The organism is Paenibacillus cremeus, assembly GCF_007786445.1.
GTDB lineage: Bacteria > Bacillota > Bacilli > Paenibacillales > NBRC-103111 > Paenibacillus_G > Paenibacillus_G cremeus.
Window position 1 is genome coordinate 115,130 of the sequence record NZ_VNJI01000012.1, and the last position, 19,283, is coordinate 134,412.

The following is a 19,283-nucleotide window of genomic DNA, read 5'->3' on the forward strand; positions in this document are numbered from 1 at the left end:
TTCTGCATTTATTATCGGATTGAACTGGGGCAGGAAACAAGTGTAAAAAAGCGACACCTCTATCGCCCTACCGGATGCTCCTCCAGCTGATGGATAAAGCTCTTCCGCTTGACAACATAAAGCAGGACCAGCGCCGCTACGCCGTATCCGGCCAGGATCAAGGCATCTCTGGCAATCACTGCACTGCTTCCGATCGAGATCAGCTGTCTGAACCCTTCCACCGCGTAGGTCATCGGCAGCATCGGATGAATGAAGCCAAAAAATTTGGATTCCAGCTCCACCGGATACGATCCGCTGCTGGAGGTGAGCTGCAGCATTAAGATGACAATCGCCACGAACCGCCCTACATCACTTCCGAGCATCGAGATCAGCATGAACAAGATGGCCGTGAAAGCGAGGCCCAAGAGCACCGCAAAGCCATACATATGGAGAGCCGGAAGCACCGTTGGAATACCTAATCCCGTATGGAGCACGAACACCGACAGCGCCGATTGGAACACGCTTACGGAGGCCAGCGCCAAGTATTTATTGGTCATGTAGGAGATCGGGCGCTTCGGCATCGACACCACTTTGTTTAAGTCGATCACGAAAAACAGCACCAGCGACCCGACCCACAGCGACAGCGCGATAAAATACGGCGCAAACCCCGTCCCGTTATTGGGCACGGGATGCAGATTCTGCTCGGTCACCTGCACCGGCGTGGTGATCGTGGCGATCCGTGCTTCGGCCTGGCCGTCCTGCGCGGCCATGCCCGCCGCCTCGCCGAGCTTCGCGGCGAGCTCCTGCTGGCCTGCGTGGATGTCCCGCAGGCCGCTAACCAGCTGCACGCTGCCGTCGTGGAGGCGCGTGGTGCCGTCCCGCAGCTGCTGGAAGCCGGCGCCGAAGGCATTGATGCCTTCGACCAGCGCCGTGCTGCCCTGCTGCAGCTGCTTCACCCCATCGGCCAGCTGCGTGAGCCGGCCGGACAAATCCTCGACCAGCTGCCGGTTCCGGTTCAGCTGGTCGACGACTTCGCGCACGGCGGCTTGCAGCGCCGTGAGCCCGCTTTGCAGCTGGCCGAGCTGCGCGTCCAGCTGCTGGCTGCCCTGGCGCAGCTGCGCGGCCGCCTGCGCCAGGCTAGTGCGCGCCTGGCCGAGCGACGCCAGCGCATCCGTGCGCGCCTGCTCCAGCTCGAGCCGGCGCGCCTCCGCGGCCTGCAGCTGCGCCACGGCGCTGCGGAAGCGCTCGCTGCCGCTGAGCTCCGCGACCTGCGCGGCGAGCGCCTGCAGGTCGGCCAGCGCGCCGTCCAGCTGCGCCTTCTGCTGGCGCAGGCGGTCGCCCACGGCGGCATCCCAGCTGCGCTGGAGCTCGTCGATGCGGCGGTTCGCGTCCTCGATCGCCGTCCCGGTCGCCGCCAGCGCGCTCAGGCTTTGCTTCAGCGTTTGGCCGCTTGCATCCAGCACCGCTCGCAGCTGCTCCGCCTGGGCCGCCAGCTTATTGATCGGGTCCAGCAGCTGCGCCAGCTGGCCATTCAGCTTGGCCACCGCATCCGCACCAAGGCTAGTCACCGTGTCGAGACGGATGATCCCGTTCTCCACTTGATTCGCGCCATTGAGAAGCTTGGTCAGCCCGTCCGACAACGGCCCCATGCCCGCCTGGGCCTGGCGCAGTCCTTCTTCCAGTGCCGTCGCCCCGTCCTGAGCCTGCTTCGTCCCTTCCGCAAGCTTCGCCGCGCCATCCGCAGCCTGCTTCAGCCCCTGCCCGCCATTGAGCACTTGGTCGAACAGTACGCGCAAATATTTCTCCGTCAGCTTTTGCTCCAATTCATGCGAGACATGATCCATCACGCTTCGCACGACCTTTACCCCGAGCATATTGGCCCCCTCGTTTACCTGATACGACAGCTGGCTCGCCCTCGGCCGCGGCGTCCCCACACTGTAAGCCGTCTCCGAAAAATCCGCTGGAATCGTCAGCACCAAAAAATAGCTTAGCCGCTCAATTCCCATAGCTCCCGCTTCCGCTTTAACCTCCGTCCAATGGGTCTGGCCATCCGCTAACAGCTGGTCCGTTAGCTCCCTCCCCAGGTTGACCGGCTTGCCTCCCTGCTCCGTCCCCTGATCCTGATTGACGACCGCCAGCGGCAGCCGATGCAGCAGATCCGTCGGATTCCAAAACGCCCACAAATAAATAAAGCTATACATCAGCGGCAGCACCATTAAGCCTAGCACCGAGCGGCGAGCCATATTGGAGCCCCACATTTGCTTAATGTCGTGAATGGCCATCTGGAAGCCGTTCATGGCGTTCCCCTTCCTTTCTGCATTCCCCACCTTTAGCTCTAGTTAGTATTTGTCTGTCCAGCCAGCCTATCCAACTCAGACCAAGACAAAAACCCCGCCAAAGAACCCAGGCTTAGCACCTCATTCCTTAACGGGGTTTCAATTTTTCATGTATCGCTTAAAGAGCGATGCCAATCGCTTGTTGCAGCGAGTCATCACTGTTTGCTGCGCTCAGAGCGGCATTGATTTGCATGGGATCATCCTCATTTACAAGATGGAATTTCGCCCATTATACTGAAAAAAGGGTGAATCTGACAACCGAGGTGCCGCGATGTTCGGAAATCATAGTGTAAGTATGAATTATGCCGTTGTAACGGTTTTGGCAATTGGTGCGATTCTGTGGATCCTAGGGGCGCTGAAGCAGCGCCGCCGCCGCGGGCCTTTTGCTCCGTCCAAAAAGAAGCTTTCAATGCAAAAACAAAGCTGCTCCTACTGTCGCCGCAAAGTCAATCCCAAAGAGCTCTCGTTCTATTCCGCCCCCGCTCATGGCAAAGTAATCGGCGTATGCAAAGCCTGCAAGCCGCAGGCCGAACGGCAATCTCTGCTTCGACTTTAGCTTGCTCGAACATAAAAAGAAGCCCCGGACATCCGGGACTTCTTCTTGGTCGATCTGTATGCGGTTGAGAGGACTCGAACCTCCACGGGCGTAAGCCCACTACCCCCTCAAGATAGCGTGTCTGCCATTCCACCACAACCGCTCGTACTAGGAATCATTATAGCGCGTTCCAGCGCAAGAGTAAAGGGATTTGGTCTGGCATTTTTTTGCCCCTGCTCTTTATGACCCGTAGGGGATACTCTTCGTTTCACTCCGAGACTGCGAAGCCTCTGCTAACGAAGCCTTGCTCCGACGAACCCTTCGGGTTCTCACCCCTACTTACTATGACCCGTAGGGGATTCGAACCCCTGTTACCTCCGTGAAAGGGAGGTGTCTTAACCCCTTGACCAACGGGCCATGCCATTCATAACGGCCGCCCTCTCGAGCGACAAAAGTTATTATATCGGATGGACTAGCGAATGACAAGACTTTTTTGCCGAAAAAGCTCGCTTCATGGCTTGGAAATTGATGGTGTGTTACAATCGCGATAAGGAGCTTTTTGCATAACAGAACTGAGGTGTTTCCTATGCTGCTTTACGAACAATCCACCGGGAAGGTGAGCAGAACCGATATCCGGCGCCCGAACGACAATGAAACGGTCTGGATTCATCTGGTCGATGCACGGCCGGAGGACGTCGAATTCACGCTTCGCGACACGTTTGGCTGTCATCCGCTAGTTGTCGAGGATTGCATCAAGCTGAATCAACGCCCCAAGATGGATCGCTACAAGGACCATATTTTCATCACGTTCTTCGCGCTTACCGATAAGAATTTGGCCACCGAAGAGATCGGCATCGTCATTGGCCGGAATTATGTCGTCAGCATTAGCAAAAAGCCGCTTCTCATGATGGACGCGCTCAGTGAGCACTTTTTAAAAATGGAAGGAAGCATGGCGCATCCCGGCGGCATTTTGTACCGCATCTTGGATCGCTGCGTCGATGACTATACAAGCATCATCAATCTGGTTGAGGACCGCATGGACCGAATGGAGCGCACCGTGTTCCGTAATCCTTACGTTCGGGTCGCGCAGGAAATTTTTCAACTGAAACGGATGATTCATCATTTGCGCCGCATTATTGTGGAGGAAAAAACGATCCTCGGCGCCATCAGCCACCAAAACTTCCCTTATATGAAGCAGGAAGCGGACGTTTACTTCATCGACATTTACGATCATATTTCCCGGGTAATCGACTCACTCGACATTTTTCGCGAATCTCTTACTGGTCTGCTGGAGCTGCAGATGAGCATGAAATCCGACCGGATGAACGAAACCATGAAAACCTTGACGGTGATGAGCTCGATTTTTCTTCCGCTTATCTTTGTGGTGGGGCTGTACGGCATGAATTTCAAATTCATCCCCGAGCTGAGCTGGGATTACGGCTATGCTTATGTCTGGATCGTGATGATCTGTATCACTTTGCTAATGTATCGTATTTTCAAATGGAAAAAATGGCTCTAGCCCATTCGCGGTTCATTCATACCCGTTCGGGTTGTTGACCTGCCATCTCCACGCGTCTGCGCACATGTCCTCCAGCCCTTTTTCCGCCGTCCAGCCGAGCTCGTTCTTCGCTTTCGCCGGGTCTGCGTAGCTGCACGCAACATCGCCCGGTCTGCGGTCTACAATCACATAAGGGATTGCTCGGCCGGAAGCTTTCTCTAAGGCATGTACCATCTGCAGCACGCTATACCCGTTGCCCGTTCCTAGATTATAGGCCTCGACACCGGCAGCAGACTGGACTTTTTCCAGCGCTTTGAGATGTCCTTTGGCCAGATCGACGACATGAATGTAATCCCGCACTCCCGTGCCATCCACCGTCGGATAATCGTTGCCGAACACCTTAAGCTCCTTCAATTTACCTACCGCTACCTGCGTGATGTAAGGCATTAAATTATTCGGAAGCCCTTCCGGATCTTCCCCGATCCGTCCGCTCTCATGAGCGCCAATCGGATTAAAATAGCGCAGCAGCGCGATGCTCCATTCCGGATCGGAAACGTGCAGATCGCGAAGGATTTGCTCCAGCATGAGCTTGGTTTGGCCATAGGGATTGGTCGCCGCGAGCGAAAAGTCTTCTCTCACCGGCGAGCGTTCCGATATTCCGTATACCGTAGCGGAGGAGCTGAACACCAGCTTTTTCACTTTGTACTTCCGCATCAGCCCGCACAGCACCAACGTACCGGTAATATTGTTGTGATAATAGCGAAGCGGCTGCTGCACGGACTCCCCTACCGCCTTCAATCCAGCAAAATGGATCACCGCGTCGATCTGATTCTCAGAAAATACTTTTTCAAGTCCTTCCGCATCCAGCAAATCTACATGGTACTGTTTCACCGGCTTGCCGGTAATTTCTTGGACGCGCTTTAAGGCCTCCGGCTTGCTATTCGAGCCATTATCCACGACGATCACGTCGTATTGTGCATTCAGCAGCTCTACACACGTGTGACTCCCTATGTACCCCGCTCCACCGGTCACCAAAATCGCCATTTGACCCACTCCGTTCATTATTCGTATCGTTCATACCTCTATTCTATCATAATGGGAATGGCTGATTTTATAAAGAATGCTTTTTTATTCTACTTCCAAGCGCAGCAGCACTCCGCTGCTCCGACGCCCCCTCTTCTCGGGTTCTTACCCTCTCTGTCTCCTGACATAACAAAAAAACCGCCTTACGGCGGTTCTTTGTTATGTATACGGAGAGAGAGGGATTCGAACCCTCGCACCACTTACGCAGTCTAACCCCTTAGCAGAGGGTCCCCTTGAGCCACTTGGGTATCTCTCCAAAAAGTAATGGCTCCCCGAACAGGACTCGAACCTGTGACAACTCGATTAACAGTCGAGTGCTCTACCAACTGAGCTATCAGGGAACGGTAATTCATAATTTATCACGATTGTTGGACTAAGTCAAGCGCAAGCAGCTTCAATTTACCCTTGCAATGGCCGCACACATATTTCTTCGGGTCGGCCTTCCTTTTACGCATATACTCGGCTCTGCAGCTTACACACACCAGCTTGTACCGGTATGGCTCCTTCCGCTGCAGCGACTGAGGAAGCGATCGGCAGTACCGTGTTCCGCCTACCTTTTCCAGTAGTTCTTTAAAATCATCATCCCGATGCTGGTAGCCCTGCTTTAATAGATGCAAGTGATAGTGGCACAGCTCGTGCTTGATGATTTTCTCCACGTCAGCGGGACCGAATTGTTCATACTGCAGCCAGCTGATCTCAATGTCATGCGTGCGGGTAAAATATCTCCCCCCCGTAGACCGCAGCCTGCGATTGAAGCTCGCCCGATGCTTAAATGGACGTCCAAACGATGACAGCGATATGTTCTCCACCCACAGCTGAAGCTGCCGGTCATCCATCCGTGTTCCCAACCTCTCTATGGTTTCTCACTTGAATTGTAACCACTGATTAGGCTACACTGTCAAGTAGGAATTATGATTTTTCGGACAAGTCGACCATTTTCTTAAAAGGAACGAGAGGAGCACTTCCCACTATGTTTGAAAAAAAATACGCCCTGCTGAAGCTGAATGACACGCTCGAATTTGTGGAAATGCCCGCCACACATATGTATCAGCTCGGTGCGCTGAATCAGCGCCTGCATAAGGAGCTGAGCAAGCTTACGGCGACCGAGGTTCCGGCCCTCCCGACGTTTATCGCCGAATTTGACCAGCTCGAAATCGTTCATCCGGATTATGCCGTGCAGCATGGTCTGGAGTACATCAACCGCCTTGAACAAAAGTTTGCCTCCATCGAGGAAAAAGAATACCCGCTCATTTCCCTTCTAACCGAAATTCGGGCGTTACAAGCCCAACTCGAGCAGTGGTACGAAGAAGAAGCGGATTTCGCCTAAACGCAATGCAGCTGATCACCTGTGGACTTGCACCCAAACGCCCTTCCATCCATAAGCTATCATACAGCTAGAACGGGAAGGGACTGATGGGCTTGCCACAATGGCTTTGCAACCAACTGATGCGTGCCTTTTACAACAAAAATCACCGGCAAATTCGTTTATTGAACGATTGCTGGTTTTTTTACCGAACGAGACGAAGCGACGCGGAATCCTCGACCACACCATCGCAGCAACCATAATCCAACGGATAAAACAACAATAGAGCATCAGCCCCAGCGGAAGGATCCACGTTCCTCCACTACGGCTAATGCTCTATTTTTTACTAGGACGGCTTTCTCATGGTGAGACCGACGCGGCCTTTTTTCAGATCCACATTCAACACCCATACTGTGACTACATCGCCGACGGACACGACATCCATCGGATGCTTGACGAACGAGTTGCTCAGCTGCGAGATATGCACCAATCCATCATTCTTAATCCCAATGTCCACGAACGCTCCAAAATCGATGACATTGCGCACCGTGCCCTTAAGCTCCATCCCTGGCGTCAAATCCTCGATCTGCAGCACGTCGGTCCGAAAAATCGGCGCAGGCACATCCTCCCGCGGATCGCGTCCCGGACGCTGCAGCGAGCCAATAATATCGCGCAGCGTCGGCACCCCGACACCCAGCTTCTCCGCCAGCTCTTCCGGCTCCGCCTGGCCCAGTCTATCCTTTAGCTGCGCACTTCCCAGCTGGGACAACTCCAGCTTCAGCTCTTTGAACAGCTTGTCCACTACGTTATACGACTCTGGGTGAATCGGCGTGTTATCCAGCGGGTTTTTCCCCTCGCCAATCCGCAAAAAGCCCACGCACTGCTCAAACGCCTTCGCGCCCAAGCGCGGTACCTTTTGCAGCTGCGCCCGGCTTTCGAACTTACCGTTGTCATCGCGGTATTTCACGATATTTTTCGCCAGCGTGCTGTTCACGCCGGACACATAAGAGAGCAGCGACGGCGAGGCCGTATTCACGTCTACGCCTACATGGTTCACAGCCGATTCGACGACAAACTTGAGGCTCTCATCGAGCCGCTTCTGCGTCACATCGTGCTGGTACTGCCCCACGCCAATCGCCTTTGGCTCGATTTTCACCAGCTCCGCCAGCGGGTCCTGCAGCCGCCGCGCAATCGAGATCGCGCTGCGCTCGGCCACATCCAGGTCCGGGAACTCGGTCTGTGCCAGCTTTGACGCAGAGTAAACGCTCGCTCCCGCCTCGTTGACGATCAAATATTGCAGCTTACGCGTCTTCACTTCGCCGATCAGATCCGCCACAAATTGCTCCGTCTCACGGGAGGCCGTTCCGTTACCGATGACGATGAGCTCGACGCCGTATTTTTCGATCAGAGACTTGATCTTCGCTTTCGCTTCCGCAACCTTGTTGTTCGGCGGTGTCGGGTATGTCACGGCGATCTCCAGCATTTTACCGGTATCGTCCACAACCGCGAGCTTACAGCCTGTCCGGTACGCCGGATCCACGCCAAGCACGACCTTCCCTTTTACCGGCGGCTGCAGCAGCAGGTTGCGCAGATTTTCGGCGAACACCTCGATCGCTTTTTCCTCGGCCTTCTCCGTCATTTCCCCGCGCACCTCGCGCTCGATGGACGAAGCCAGCAGACGCTTATATGCGTCTTCGATCACGTTGGTGAGAATATCCCGTACGATCGACGGGCCTTTCACATACTGCTTGGCTATGTATTCATGAATGCGTTCCACAGGCACGTCCAGCGCAACCTTCAGCACCTCTTCCCGCTCCCCGCGGTTAATGGCCAGAATCCGGTGTGGAGGCAGCTTGCGAACCGGTTCCTGATAGGCGTAATACATCTCGTATACGGACTCCTGCTCGGCATTCTTCGCTTCCGTCCGCAGGATCCCCTGCTCGAACGTATGACGTCGTACCCACGCCCGCACCTTCGCATCATCCGCGATCTGCTCTGCCACAATATCCATTGCGCCTTGGATTGCTTCGTCCGCCGTGGCCACGCCTTTTTCCTCGCTGACATAACGCCCCGCTTCCGCCAAGACATCGCCCTGCTTCGGCTGAGACACAATCCAAACCGCCAGAGGCTCAAGACCCTTCTCCTTCGCCACACTGGCCCGCGTCTTGCGCTTTTGCCGGTACGGCCGATACAGATCCTCGACCTCCTGCAGCTTCACGGATTTCTCTATCGCTCCCCGGAGCTCGTCCGTCAGCTTGCCCTGCTCATCAATCAGCCGGATGACCTCCAGCTTGCGATCCTCCAGGTTCCGCAGATAGGTTAGGCGCTCCTCAATGTCCCGCAGCTGGTTCTCGTCCAGCTCTCCGGTCATCTCCTTCCGGTACCGCGCGATAAACGGAATCGTGTTCCCTTCATCCAGCAGTCCCATCGTCGTCTTCACACGCCCTGCCGGTAGCTGCAGCTCCGCAGCAATTTGCTTCAAGATCCGCTCCTGAATCGCCGCCTTCATCGCTTCGGTCAATTCCCCTGCCGCCTTGCCTTCCTCTACCTGAATCGCTTGCTCGTTTGCCATCCGTCGTCTCCTCCTACAGCACCATCGTCATCTCGTCACAAATGAAAAAACGAGGGCACCTTACACCCCCGCCTCATGTAGAACTTAAAACTCAATCAGCCCCACGCTAATCTGCAATGCCTCATCGACCTTACGCATGGTTTCTTCATCCAGGTGCGTAATTTTATCCGTTAGACGCTGCTTATCAATGGTCCGAATTTGCTCGAGCAATATGACCGAATCCCTGTCAAAACCGTGCGCTTCCGCGTCAATCTCCACATGCGTCGGCAGCTTGGCCTTTTGAATCTGCGCTGTAATCGCTGCCACGATGACTGTGGGACTGAAGCGATTGCCGATATCATTCTGAATGACCAGAACCGGCCGAATGCCGCCCTGCTCCGATCCAACCACCGGTGAAAGGTCCGCGAAAAAAACATCGCCACGTTTGACAATCAATCGTCACACCCCACTAACTAAACGGTCCAGCGTATGGTCCGCTTCTTCCTCCGCCTGAAATGCTTCTGAGGCCATGTGTAGGTTGATTTTCGCCATTTCCATGTAACCGCGTTGCATCGATTCACGCAAATGCCGCTTTTTTCGTTCCAATAAATACAGCTTCATTGCCTGACGAATAAACTCACTGCGATTGGAGTTCTCCTTCTCGACGAGATGGTCCACCTCCTGAAGCAAGTAATCCGGCAAACTAATCATGATACGCTTTGTGTTCTGCGCATTGGACACCTGAACATACACCCCCAAAAACATACAAACACCTATTACCACAAGTATGGCAAACTTCCAGTTAAAATATACAAAATGAGTATATGCACGAAGTATAGCAAATATGTTATACCTGTTCGTATTCGCAATATGATGTTACATACTTATTCGCGCTAAAGCAAGAAAATCCTTTTTACCATCCGGAAATAAACCGTGGCAATTATCGCCATCCCTGACCTAACCGCCTGAATGCTTGCCGCATCTAGCCTTAGCCATGATGAAGCAGCGGATTGACTACCTTATACACCTGACGGTCCTTCGTGTATACCCTTGGTACCCGGTGCGAGATCATACAGGTTACTTCGTAATTAATCGTCCCCAACCATGTCGCATGATCCTCTGCTGTAATCCGCTCCTTCCCCTGACTTCCTAAGATGATAACTTCTTCCTCATTAGAAATATCGGCAAAACCGGTTACATTCATCATACATTGGTCCATGCAAATTCTGCCAACGATTGGCGCCCGCCGGCCTTGCACCAGCACTTCCGCCTTCCCCGTCAGCATTCGGGAAAATCCATCCGCATAGCCGATCGGCAGGGTGGCTATGGTCTCCTCACCAGAAGAGCGGTAGATCGCGCCATAGCTGATCCCTTCGCCTGTCTTCACTTGCTTCACCATGACAGGCTTGGTTTTAAGGCTCATCACCGGCTCCAGCTCCACCTGCTGCCGGTTCACTTCCTCGGAAGGATATAAGCCGTACATGCTGATCCCGAGCCGCACCATATTGAAGGTCCAGTCCGGCGTATCGATCGCGGTCGCGCTATTCCCAGCGTGAATATAAGGAAACTCCACACCGATCCCGCGAAAATGATTCACCACCCGCGAAAACCGCTCTTTCTGCATCCGCGTATAGCTCTTGTCCGCCTCATCCGCACAGGCATAGTGTGTGAACAATCCCTCGACTTGCAGCCCTGGCATCCGCATTGCCCGATCAATGAAGGCAATAGCCTCTTCCGCTTCCGTCAGACCTAGCCGGTTCATCCCGGAATCGATTTTGATATGAATATTTAAAGGCCGCTCTTCCTGAGCCCCTATACGCTCCCAGGCGTCCAGCAGTTCGTGGGTATAGATATTTAGCGTGATATCGTTCTGCCAGGCCGTCTCCAGCCCTTCCGGAGGCGTATAACCTAGCACCAGAATCGGCGCTGTGATGCCTGCTCTCCGAAGCTCGAGCCCCTCGTCTAAAAAAGCTACCGCGACATACTTTACGCCGCAGCTCAGCGCTTCACGACACACCTCAACGGCACCATGGCCGTACGCATCCGCTTTGACCACCGCCATCATGTTGACGTGCTCTGGCAGTACTCTGCGAAATTCCCCTAAGTTATGACGAAGTGCATCCAAGGAAATCTCCACCCGTGTGGGACGGTAAAACGTATCCACCCTCATCACCTTCTTCATGCTCTCTCCAGCTATAATAACCAATGTTAATCCGTTCCACTGCACACTGTCAACGAAATTGGCAAACTTTTAACATAAAGGCCATACATCGCCGGAAATAGAGTCAAAGCAACCCCTAAAATGTTGGCAGGACCGCCAAATGTTTATACTTGATGATACAAAAAAACCCCCGCAACCTGGATCGCTGCGGGGTTCAATGTTCAACCGTCTTATGCTGATTATGCTTGTACCGGTGGTACGAATGTACGTTTGGCGAGCTCGGATTCCAGCATGAAGAAGGCGTTGCTGTCTTTATCAATGCGCTTAAGCTTTTGAATAATGCTATCGAACAAGGCCTCTTCTTCTACTTGCTCGTCAATAAACCATTTCAAGAACTGGATCGTCGCATGCTCGCGATCATTCATCGCAATATCGGACAAGTTATAAATCCGCTTCGTCACCGACAGCTCATGCCGATATCCCTCTTCGAACGCTTCCAACACCGAATTGAATTCGTTGTGAGGCGTAGGCATGCCGGTAATGGTAGCCCGTTTCCCGCGCGCATTGAGATAATGGTAAATTTTCATCGCATGAAACCGCTCTTCTTCCGCTTGAACGATAAAGAAATTAGCAAACCCGTCGAAGCTCTCCGCGGAGCAGTAGGCCGCCATGGCCAAGTAAGCCTGCGAGGAGTAAAATTCGTAATTCATTTGATCGTTCAATGCACTTACTAAATGTTCCTCCAACAATCCGATCTCACCTTTCCATTATTTCAATTTCATACCCCAGATATATAATATCGCCAAAACGAGGGAAAACATGAATAACGGCATAAAAACCCATAGTCCACTCGGCATTGCCCCGCTCCTCCTTTATAGGTCATACTGCCTATGCGCCTTATTATCCGATCAGCTTAGCCAGCTTCCCGTATAATCGCTCAGGTGTATGAGCCGCGACTAGCTTGGTCTTGCCGAGCATAACAAAGCATTGCTTGGAGCACATTTTACAGGCGCCGAGACAATCGCGTTTCTTGTGCTTCAGCTCAGGAAACGCCTTCTTCATTGCTTTGTACACCGATTTGGAGCCGAGCTTCTTGAAGTTTTTGCAGCAGTACTTGATCTTTTTCACTATGAAATCCCTCGTTTCATCCGCAGTGATTATAGTTTATGATAATAATTCTCATTATCATTGTCAACCATTTTATGTCTCCTTTCTTTCTTTCGAATGAAGGGACAAAAATGCCAAAATGCCCCGCAGCCTTTTCGGCCGCGAGGCATCGTTGATATTGAACTTATTTCCCCATTTCGCCCTGTACCGCTTGGGCTACTTTAATCATTTCCGTTGGAGGCAGATCGCCCGTCGCCAAGCGGAATTCCACGCCGTCATACGTCCAGGTCAGCGTTTTCTTCGCATCCCCGGTCACTACCCCTAAAGTGAATCCCAAATCCATAATATCGCCTGGTAAGACGGAAACGGTTTGCGTCTGCGGACGCGCTTCAACGATCGTGTAGTTGAATTTACCGGAGTAGCGCAGCATAATGCCTTTATCCTCGCCGAGCTTGATTTCCGTCATATCCTGCTTCTTCACACCTGTAGGCATATAGCGCGGCTCGATCACACCGAACGATTGCTGCTTGGTTGCAGCTGCTGCCGGCGGGCCGGCGGTTGCCCCGGCATTCGATTGAGCGCCTGTTGGAGCTGTCGTGCCTTTTGCGGCATTGTTTGCGTTGGTGCCCGCTGCTGGTGCTTGCTGGCCTGTTGGTTGACCCGTGGTTGTGCCTTTTGCAGCTCCGGCTTTATCGGCAGCAGTTCCTGCCGCTGCAGCGCCTGCGCTGCTTGGTGTGCTGCTGTGCGTGTCGTGCTGTGCTCCTGTAGCCGGCGTAGTCGCTTTATTGGCGTCTCCGTTCGACGTCATCGTCGGCAGCGTCTTGAGGTTATAGCTCGTCATGTTGCGCTGCATGTCAAAATAATCTTTTTCAAACTTCGTGCCAAACTCGAATTTATCAAAATTCACCACGACCATCACGTTCGCGTTGTTGTCCGATACCTCGACGTGCTGCGGAGCCAGACTCTTTTTATCGAGCCATACCTTCTGCCGAGCCAGCGATCCGTTCTGATAATTCGCCACCACATCGAACACATAGGCCTTATCATCGGCTACAAACTGCCGTTCGTTATCCATCATGATGCTTTGCACCAGGGACTGGTACAGGTAGACTTGTCCTTGATTTTCCGGCCAATCGCTCTGGAAGCGGAAGCTCTTATTCAAATGAGGCGTCAGTACGAACACTCCATCATCATTGCGAAGCACGATCTGCGTGATATCCTTCTTCGCGTTCGTCAGCGAAATCCGGTAATACGATGGTGCCTGGAAGCACACCTCTACAGCGTACTCCTGCGGCTCCTGCCCCGTCTTCAGCGTCATCTGCCCTGTTCCATGGTAGCTCTGCAGCTTGCTAATCGTTCCATCCAAATCCTTTACTACAGCTCCTGCATCCTTCTTCCCCACGAGCCCGCACCCAGACAACACCAGGCTGAGGCACAATACGAGGGCCACCGCCCACCTGTACCGCCGCATCTCTTCATCCCCTCCACGACATGATCAACCGATCTGATACAATGTCTATGTAGGGACTTGGACAATTATGCAGACAAGGTTTGGGGAGGAACTAAAAACCTCCTATAACCTGTTAGTTATAGGAGTTGGGTATAAGAATCATTTTTTGTTTTGATAAAAACATGTTGATTTATATTTTACCCTTCAATTTTAAGTATCTAATGATTTGATCTACACATTCAGATATAGAGTGCTTCCCTGTTTCAATGACTACCTCCGGGGAAACTGGTGGCTCATAAGGCGCCGATATTCCGGTGAATTCTTTAAGTTCCCCCTTTCTAGCTTTAAGATACAACCCTTTCGGATCTCTCCACTCACATATCTCAAGCGGACAACTTATAAATATTTCAATAAACTCACCATTTGGGAACATCTTTCTTACCATATCCCGGTCAACTTGATAAGGAGAAATAAATGCTGCTAAGGTAATGACCCCCGCGTCGACAAATAGTTTTGACACTTCTCCGATTCTGCGCAAGTTTTCTTTTCGATCATCCGGAGAAAATCCTAAATTACTATTTAAACCATGCCGAATGTTATCACCATCCAAGATGTAAGAACGAAAACCCATCTCAAACAGTCTCTTTTCAACCTCATTGGCTAATGAAGACTTGCCTGAGCCTGATAATCCGGTAAACCAGAGCGTAAAGCTATCATGTCGATTAAGTAATCTCCTATCTTTCTTCGTTATAGTCCCTTGATGCCACATGATGTTACCTGATAACGTCCTCATGTTGTGTCCACTCCATCCTGTTGCCTTTCTTTCTAATACTTATATTATCGTGTACTTGTTAAAAAAAGATTACATATCCTTGAAAAACACCCTTTCTTGTAATGGAGCAATAAAAAGCTCCGTTATAAGGAAGGGTAGTGAAAAGTATTTTTTAAATTAGTGAGACCTTTCTTACTGCTAATCCTAAACTCCTTGTGTCATCACTATCAAGATATTCCGATGGGCTCCAGAGCTGCTCTACCTCGATTGCTACCTCAATTTTCCCCGATATTTGCTGAATTGGGAATTCGAGAATGTCTCCTTCACCATTTGTAAAAGTGTGGCTTCCAACTTTTAAACCATTAATATAGAAAATAACGTTATATGGTCCAGGGAAAGCACTGAATGCATCTACTTTAACACTTTGAACTGGTTCTTTTTTATTTAAATATATATATGATTTCCTAGAGCTCATCCATCGATGTCTTCCTTCTAGATCGTGCCAACTATCTAGTACTAAATATTTGGTTGTCACTGCCTCACTAAAGTCTATTGATGAAACTTGGTCTTCGACCTTTTTCTCTAATATTACAATCTCATATATTTGTTTTTCTGGAAATGGAATAAACTGATTCGTTCTTACAGAGGAATCAAATATGTGAATCCCACAGTCAATCGACACGTTGGACTGTGTTTCCAATATTTTTGATAAATGTCGCATTTCGCTTTGACCAATATAAAAATACCTACCATCAAATGCGCAACCTCTTGTGAATCCGTTAAATTGAGCTAATATACAGTCACCTTTTTTTAAATTTAATTTTAGTGAATCACAATAATAAAAATCGTCGTTAATTTTAAACACTGTATGAGGATATTGCAACCGCTCATAAAGCACATTTACTATGGTTTTTTTAGTTAGATCGATCTCCGCTATAACCCCATCTTGCTCACCTTCACGCTGTTTAAATCCACCTTTAAGCGAAAACATTGATACGTATAATCGGTTTCCCTCAAGCCATATATCATTTAAATGATTTTGGTCATCATCGGACGGGGAGATCTTAATTTCATCAACTCTGTTGAACGGAGTAGTTTCATAAATACCGATCGCATTTCGTTTTGTTTCAACAATATACAGCAATGAAGTGCTTTCATCATATCTCATACCGTGAAGATCTAGGTCACTTGGCATCTCATAGCTATTAATTAAGTTACAATCTTTGTCCAATTTTAATATACCGTGTGAATTAGTAGCTACAAAAAAACCATCATTGAATTCAGCAATTCCTCTACAATCAGCTGCTAACACCTTTCTAATATTTTTCAAATTAAAGTCAACTACATACAATCCTCCGCGACCACTATGAGGGTCTTTATTACAGCTTATTAAAATTTTCGAAGTTAGATGTGACAGGGAGTCTCTAAAAAAATAATCATTCAAATAAAGCAACCTCATTTCTTTTATTGTAAAAATAAAGCTTATTATAAACATGCATTGTTACAATTATACAACGATTGAAAAAAGGATCGCATCATCTCTGAGCCTGCGTACTCGCTCAAATGCTGAATCGATCCCCGTCTCTTTTTAAATTTAAAATAAACTAATAATCCCCGCAATCGTAGTCCCTAATACTAGTCCGCCTAAAACTTCAAATTTGCTATGTCCTTGCTGCTCTCTAAGATCAGTTGTTACAAATCCAACCTCAGTCTTAAGCTTATTTACAATTTTCGCATGTTCACCTAAGGCTCTTCGTAATCCTAATGCATCTATAATGACTATAAACGTAATAGCAATTGCCAATCCAAAAATTGGCGTAGAGAATCCTTCTTTAAGCCCAATTAATCCAGTTATTGTAGTCATTATAGTAGTATGCGTGCTTGGAAATCCACCATTTCCAATACGATTTTTTGCATCTTTCCCATATTTAAAATAGTTGATCAAAAATTTAAGAGTTCCTGACAAAAACCAAGCAATAAAAGGAGAACAGAAATACATCAACTCGAACACCTCTTTAATAAAACATTTAGATAGTATTTTTTTGATCTAAGTATAAGAAAATATTGTATTATATTTTTTAATAGCACTTGATACACCAAAAAATTTTTCAATTTGTATATTTTCTTTCACATAATCACTTTTGTGATTAATTACCTGAATAATACCATCAATTAAACTCAATACATCACCTGGTTCAACAATTTTCCCCATACCTGTCTTATTTACGATTTCTCTGACTCCAGGTAAATTTGACGCAACTACAGGAGTTCCACTTAGCATTGCCTCTACTTGAACCATCCCAAATGCCTCTAACGAATTTATACTTGGAAGTACAAAAACATCAATCGATTTATAAAAATTAATCAAGTCATTTTCATCAAGTCTACCTACAAATTTAACATAGGTCTCATCCCAGCCAATCTCATTTTTTAATTTATCATATACACTTCCGCCAGCAACACTTTTATAATCACCGGCAATAATAAATTCCACATTCGGGAGAAGTTGTTTAATTTGAGGAGCTGCTTTTAGCAGCACATCAATTCCTTTCTCCTCCACAATCCTTCCGCAGAACCCTATTGCAATAGACCTATTATTTACATCCATGTGGTTTTTGGTTTCAATTTTTGCATAAAATGGTGAAGTCGGATGTATCTCAACCCATTTTTCACTAAACTTAGGTAGAATTCTTGAATTTCTTGCATAATCAAGACTACTCACAACTATAGATCTTGCTCTCGAAAAAGATAATAATGACGATAAATCCATAAAAGCTATAATTAACTTGTTCAATACTGATTTACTAAGATTCACATCACATTGATATGTTACTATAAGTTTTTTTCTATTTGTTAAATATGATAATAACCCAGCTTCCATCATGGGCAAATGCAAATTAATAATATCTGAATTTTTTTGTAAATTAATAAATTTCTTAATGAAATCAGAACTTATATAACCTTTGCTTATCTTTGTAAGGATACTTGATCTTATAATATGTACACCATTTATTATCTCTTTATCATTAAGTTCTTTATTATGTTTTGCAGTTAGTATAGTTACTTCGTGGTCTTTTGCTAATTCTTCTGCTAAAGATCTAGCACATTCCGATAGACCGCTTATATACGGCCAATAATAATTAAGTACAATTAGTATCTTCATATTAATCTTTGCTCTCCTGTGCCTATTTTAATAATAAATAGAGCTCTATTTGTATAAAACTATTATTGATGTTAACCCCCATAAGAAGATATTAATTAAAATTGGCTTATCTGAAATTAAAATTTTTTCAGGACTGCCGCCTAATCCTTTTTTAAAAATTATATACTGGTAACGAAACAAACCATAAATTACAAATAATATAGTTAGCATAAACACTTGTGGTTTATTGGAAGTAAACGTATATAAACAGTACGCCATCAAAGTTGATGAAGTTACTAATGATAGTAACTGATCTAATAATTCTGTTGAATACTTTTCAAGTATTTTTCTATGGCCTACTGCATTCTCTTTAAGCAATAATAATTCATGTCTTCTTTTCGCTAGGGCTAAAAATAAAGCTAATAATGATGTACAAATAATAAGCCACGGAGATATCGTCACGTCTAATAAATAACCACCTGCAATAGCTCTTAATACAAATCCAGAAGCAATACATAACACATCAATAATTACAATATGCTTTAAATATAAACAATAGAAAATTTGGATTAACAAATAAAGCAGCAAGATTATGAAGAACTTAATAGAAAAAGTTATGCTCAATGGTAATGCTATAAGCCATATCAAATTCATAATGATTATTGCATTTCTTTTTGATATTAATCCACTTGCTATAGGCCTATATTTTTTAGTTGGATGTAATAGGTCTTTCTCAGCATCAAGAGTATCATTAAGTATATAAATAGATGAAGAAATTAAACAAAATAATACTGCACCAATAATTGATTTCAAGATTGATTCAAAAATAAAAAGTTCTCCTGAAAAAATTAATGCTGCAAACACTAGAGCATTCTTTGTCCATTGATTTACCCTGAATAACTTGAGTATTATGCCAAAGCTAGTAGTTGAATAGGTGGTTTCCTTATAATTTTGTTCTATTTTAATTTCCATTTTTATCATCCTATCCCTTAGCTGTAATTAATACCACTCCAAAAGTAACAATAATTGCACCAATAATGCGATAAATATTTATATCTTCGCTGAAGATATAATAACCTATAAATAAAGAGAAAACATAGTTAATGGCTAACATGGGACTGACAAAACTTAAATCATATTTTGATAATATAATGATCCACAACATAGCACTAACAAAATACATTACTAATCCTAAAAAAATATACGGGTTTATGATTAGGTAGAATATCGAGACAAGATCCCCATTAGTCAATGCAGCAATTCTATTTAATTCTCTCATTGAACCATATTTAATTAAGGGGGGGCCGCTAATACCAGTAAATAAAATAAATACTACAGTTAAAATCATTTTAAACATGAAATAATC

At 47.7% G+C, this 19,283-nt stretch carries 20 protein-coding genes and 4 tRNA genes; 4 read left to right on the forward strand and 20 right to left on the reverse strand.

Going from position 1 to position 19,283, the window contains the following annotated elements:
- Positions 1-59 precede the first annotated feature (59 nt).
- Entirely contained in the window at positions 60-2,276 is a 2,217-nt protein-coding gene (locus FPZ49_RS12020) for a YhgE/Pip domain-containing protein (protein ID WP_144846912.1), read from the reverse strand.
- Positions 2,277-2,586: 310 nt separating this feature from the next.
- Between FPZ49_RS12020 and FPZ49_RS12025 the strand changes: the two genes are divergently transcribed.
- On the forward strand, positions 2,587-2,871 hold the full coding sequence (locus FPZ49_RS12025; RefSeq protein ID WP_144846915.1) for a hypothetical protein: 285 nt from the start codon (positions 2,587-2,589) through the stop codon (positions 2,869-2,871).
- Positions 2,872-2,930: 59 nt separating this feature from the next.
- Here FPZ49_RS12025 and FPZ49_RS12030 read toward each other — a convergent pair.
- Both FPZ49_RS12030 and FPZ49_RS12035 read right to left on the reverse strand, forming a co-directional pair.
- A tRNA-Leu gene (locus tag FPZ49_RS12030) sits at positions 2,931-3,013 on the reverse strand.
- A 182-nt stretch (positions 3,014-3,195) separates the two neighbouring features.
- Positions 3,196-3,267: transfer RNA gene (locus FPZ49_RS12035), tRNA-Glu, on the reverse strand.
- Positions 3,268-3,436: 169 nt separating this feature from the next.
- Between FPZ49_RS12035 and corA the strand changes: the two genes are divergently transcribed.
- Positions 3,437-4,369 carry a magnesium/cobalt transporter CorA gene (gene corA / locus FPZ49_RS12040; RefSeq protein WP_144846918.1) on the forward strand — a complete coding sequence of 311 codons (933 nt, stop codon included), beginning with the start codon at positions 3,437-3,439 and terminating at the stop codon, positions 4,367-4,369.
- Between the two features lie 12 nt (positions 4,370-4,381).
- Here corA and galE read toward each other — a convergent pair whose 3' ends face one another.
- The 4 genes from galE to FPZ49_RS12060 form a co-directional block, all read right to left on the reverse strand.
- Entirely contained in the window at positions 4,382-5,392 is a 1,011-nt protein-coding gene (gene galE, locus FPZ49_RS12045) for a UDP-glucose 4-epimerase GalE (protein ID WP_144846920.1), read from the reverse strand.
- A gap of 207 nt (positions 5,393-5,599) precedes the next feature.
- Positions 5,600-5,687 (reverse strand) — tRNA-Ser (locus FPZ49_RS12050).
- A gap of 9 nt (positions 5,688-5,696) precedes the next feature.
- Positions 5,697-5,772 (reverse strand) — tRNA-Asn (locus FPZ49_RS12055).
- An 18-nt stretch (positions 5,773-5,790) separates the two neighbouring features.
- Positions 5,791-6,267, reverse strand: coding sequence for a SprT family protein (locus FPZ49_RS12060; RefSeq protein WP_144846923.1), 477 nt, complete (start codon positions 6,265-6,267; stop codon positions 5,791-5,793).
- A gap of 134 nt (positions 6,268-6,401) precedes the next feature.
- On the opposite strand from FPZ49_RS12060, the gene FPZ49_RS12065 reads away from it, so the two are divergent.
- Positions 6,402-6,758: a hydrolase/acyltransferase gene (locus FPZ49_RS12065; RefSeq protein ID WP_144846926.1), complete on the forward strand. Its 357-nt coding sequence runs from the start codon at positions 6,402-6,404 to the stop codon at positions 6,756-6,758.
- A gap of 92 nt (positions 6,759-6,850) precedes the next feature.
- A complete protein-coding gene (cmpA, locus tag FPZ49_RS12070; RefSeq protein ID WP_186445789.1) occupies positions 6,851-6,997 on the forward strand; it encodes a cortex morphogenetic protein CmpA in 147 nt (48 codons plus the stop codon).
- Positions 6,998-7,080: 83 nt separating this feature from the next.
- Here cmpA and FPZ49_RS12075 read toward each other — a convergent pair whose 3' ends face one another.
- The 13 genes from FPZ49_RS12075 to FPZ49_RS12135 form a co-directional block, all read right to left on the reverse strand.
- The gene (locus FPZ49_RS12075; RefSeq protein ID WP_186445790.1) at positions 7,081-9,243 is read right to left on the reverse strand and encodes a Tex family protein; all 2,163 of its coding nucleotides are present in this window, start codon (positions 9,241-9,243) and stop codon (positions 7,081-7,083) included.
- Between the two features lie 147 nt (positions 9,244-9,390).
- Positions 9,391-9,741 (reverse strand): type II toxin-antitoxin system PemK/MazF family toxin, encoded by a 351-nt coding sequence (locus tag FPZ49_RS12080; protein ID WP_144846934.1) that lies wholly within the window; start codon positions 9,739-9,741, stop codon positions 9,391-9,393.
- A gap of 3 nt (positions 9,742-9,744) precedes the next feature.
- Positions 9,745-10,026 (reverse strand): CopG family ribbon-helix-helix protein, encoded by a 282-nt coding sequence (locus FPZ49_RS12085; protein ID WP_144847028.1) that lies wholly within the window; start codon positions 10,024-10,026, stop codon positions 9,745-9,747.
- A 247-nt stretch (positions 10,027-10,273) separates the two neighbouring features.
- A complete protein-coding gene (gene alr, locus FPZ49_RS12090) occupies positions 10,274-11,449 on the reverse strand; it encodes an alanine racemase (RefSeq protein ID WP_144847030.1) in 1,176 nt (391 codons plus the stop codon).
- Between the two features lie 236 nt (positions 11,450-11,685).
- Entirely contained in the window at positions 11,686-12,195 is a 510-nt protein-coding gene (locus FPZ49_RS12095; protein WP_144846937.1) for a ferritin, read from the reverse strand.
- Positions 12,196-12,346: 151 nt separating this feature from the next.
- Positions 12,347-12,574 carry a DUF1450 domain-containing protein gene (locus tag FPZ49_RS12100; RefSeq protein ID WP_144846940.1) on the reverse strand — a complete coding sequence of 76 codons (228 nt, stop codon included), beginning with the start codon at positions 12,572-12,574 and terminating at the stop codon, positions 12,347-12,349.
- Between the two features lie 163 nt (positions 12,575-12,737).
- Entirely contained in the window at positions 12,738-14,024 is a 1,287-nt protein-coding gene (locus tag FPZ49_RS12105; RefSeq protein ID WP_144846943.1) for a LolA family protein, read from the reverse strand.
- 169 nt (positions 14,025-14,193) lie between these two features.
- Positions 14,194-14,796, reverse strand: a complete 603-nt coding sequence (gene cysC / locus FPZ49_RS12110; RefSeq protein WP_144846947.1) for an adenylyl-sulfate kinase — start codon at positions 14,794-14,796, stop codon at positions 14,194-14,196.
- Between the two features lie 151 nt (positions 14,797-14,947).
- Positions 14,948-16,219, reverse strand: a complete 1,272-nt coding sequence (locus FPZ49_RS12115) for a DUF4915 domain-containing protein (protein WP_186445787.1) — start codon at positions 16,217-16,219, stop codon at positions 14,948-14,950.
- A gap of 150 nt (positions 16,220-16,369) precedes the next feature.
- Complete coding sequence (locus tag FPZ49_RS12120) at positions 16,370-16,774, reverse strand: divergent PAP2 family protein (RefSeq protein ID WP_186445791.1); 405 nt, start codon at positions 16,772-16,774, stop codon at positions 16,370-16,372.
- Positions 16,775-16,822: 48 nt separating this feature from the next.
- Positions 16,823-17,938, reverse strand: a complete 1,116-nt coding sequence (locus FPZ49_RS12125) for a glycosyltransferase family 4 protein (protein WP_144846955.1) — start codon at positions 17,936-17,938, stop codon at positions 16,823-16,825.
- A 45-nt stretch (positions 17,939-17,983) separates the two neighbouring features.
- Positions 17,984-18,889, reverse strand: coding sequence for a decaprenyl-phosphate phosphoribosyltransferase (locus FPZ49_RS12130; protein WP_144846956.1), 906 nt, complete (start codon positions 18,887-18,889; stop codon positions 17,984-17,986).
- Between the two features lie 10 nt (positions 18,890-18,899).
- Entirely contained in the window at positions 18,900-19,274 is a 375-nt protein-coding gene (locus tag FPZ49_RS12135; protein ID WP_144846958.1) for an EamA family transporter, read from the reverse strand.
- Between the last annotated feature and the right edge of the window lie 9 nt (positions 19,275-19,283).

Bases quoted from the DNA above. Each gene is read 5' to 3' on its own strand.
- FPZ49_RS12020 (WP_144846912.1), bottom strand. From the start codon at position 2,276: ATGAACGGCTTCCAGATGGCCATTCACGACATTAAGCAAATGTGGGGC.
- FPZ49_RS12025 (WP_144846915.1), top strand. From the start codon at position 2,587: ATGTTCGGAAATCATAGTGTAAGTATGAATTATGCCGTTGTAACGGTT.
- corA (WP_144846918.1), top strand. From the start codon at position 3,437: ATGCTGCTTTACGAACAATCCACCGGGAAGGTGAGCAGAACCGATATC.
- galE (WP_144846920.1), bottom strand. From the start codon at position 5,392: ATGGCGATTTTGGTGACCGGTGGAGCGGGGTACATAGGGAGTCACACG.
- FPZ49_RS12060 (WP_144846923.1), bottom strand. From the start codon at position 6,267: ATGGATGACCGGCAGCTTCAGCTGTGGGTGGAGAACATATCGCTGTCA.
- FPZ49_RS12065 (WP_144846926.1), top strand. From the start codon at position 6,402: ATGTTTGAAAAAAAATACGCCCTGCTGAAGCTGAATGACACGCTCGAA.
- FPZ49_RS12075 (WP_186445790.1), bottom strand. From the start codon at position 9,243: ATGAAGGCGGCGATTCAGGAGCGGATCTTGAAGCAAATTGCTGCGGAG.
- FPZ49_RS12105 (WP_144846943.1), bottom strand. From the start codon at position 14,024: ATGCGGCGGTACAGGTGGGCGGTGGCCCTCGTATTGTGCCTCAGCCTG.
- cysC (WP_144846947.1), bottom strand. From the start codon at position 14,796: ATGAGGACGTTATCAGGTAACATCATGTGGCATCAAGGGACTATAACG.
- FPZ49_RS12120 (WP_186445791.1), bottom strand. From the start codon at position 16,774: ATGTATTTCTGTTCTCCTTTTATTGCTTGGTTTTTGTCAGGAACTCTT.
- FPZ49_RS12125 (WP_144846955.1), bottom strand. From the start codon at position 17,938: ATGAAGATACTAATTGTACTTAATTATTATTGGCCGTATATAAGCGGT.
- FPZ49_RS12130 (WP_144846956.1), bottom strand. From the start codon at position 18,889: ATGGAAATTAAAATAGAACAAAATTATAAGGAAACCACCTATTCAACT.
- FPZ49_RS12135 (WP_144846958.1), bottom strand. From the start codon at position 19,274: ATGTTTAAAATGATTTTAACTGTAGTATTTATTTTATTTACTGGTATT.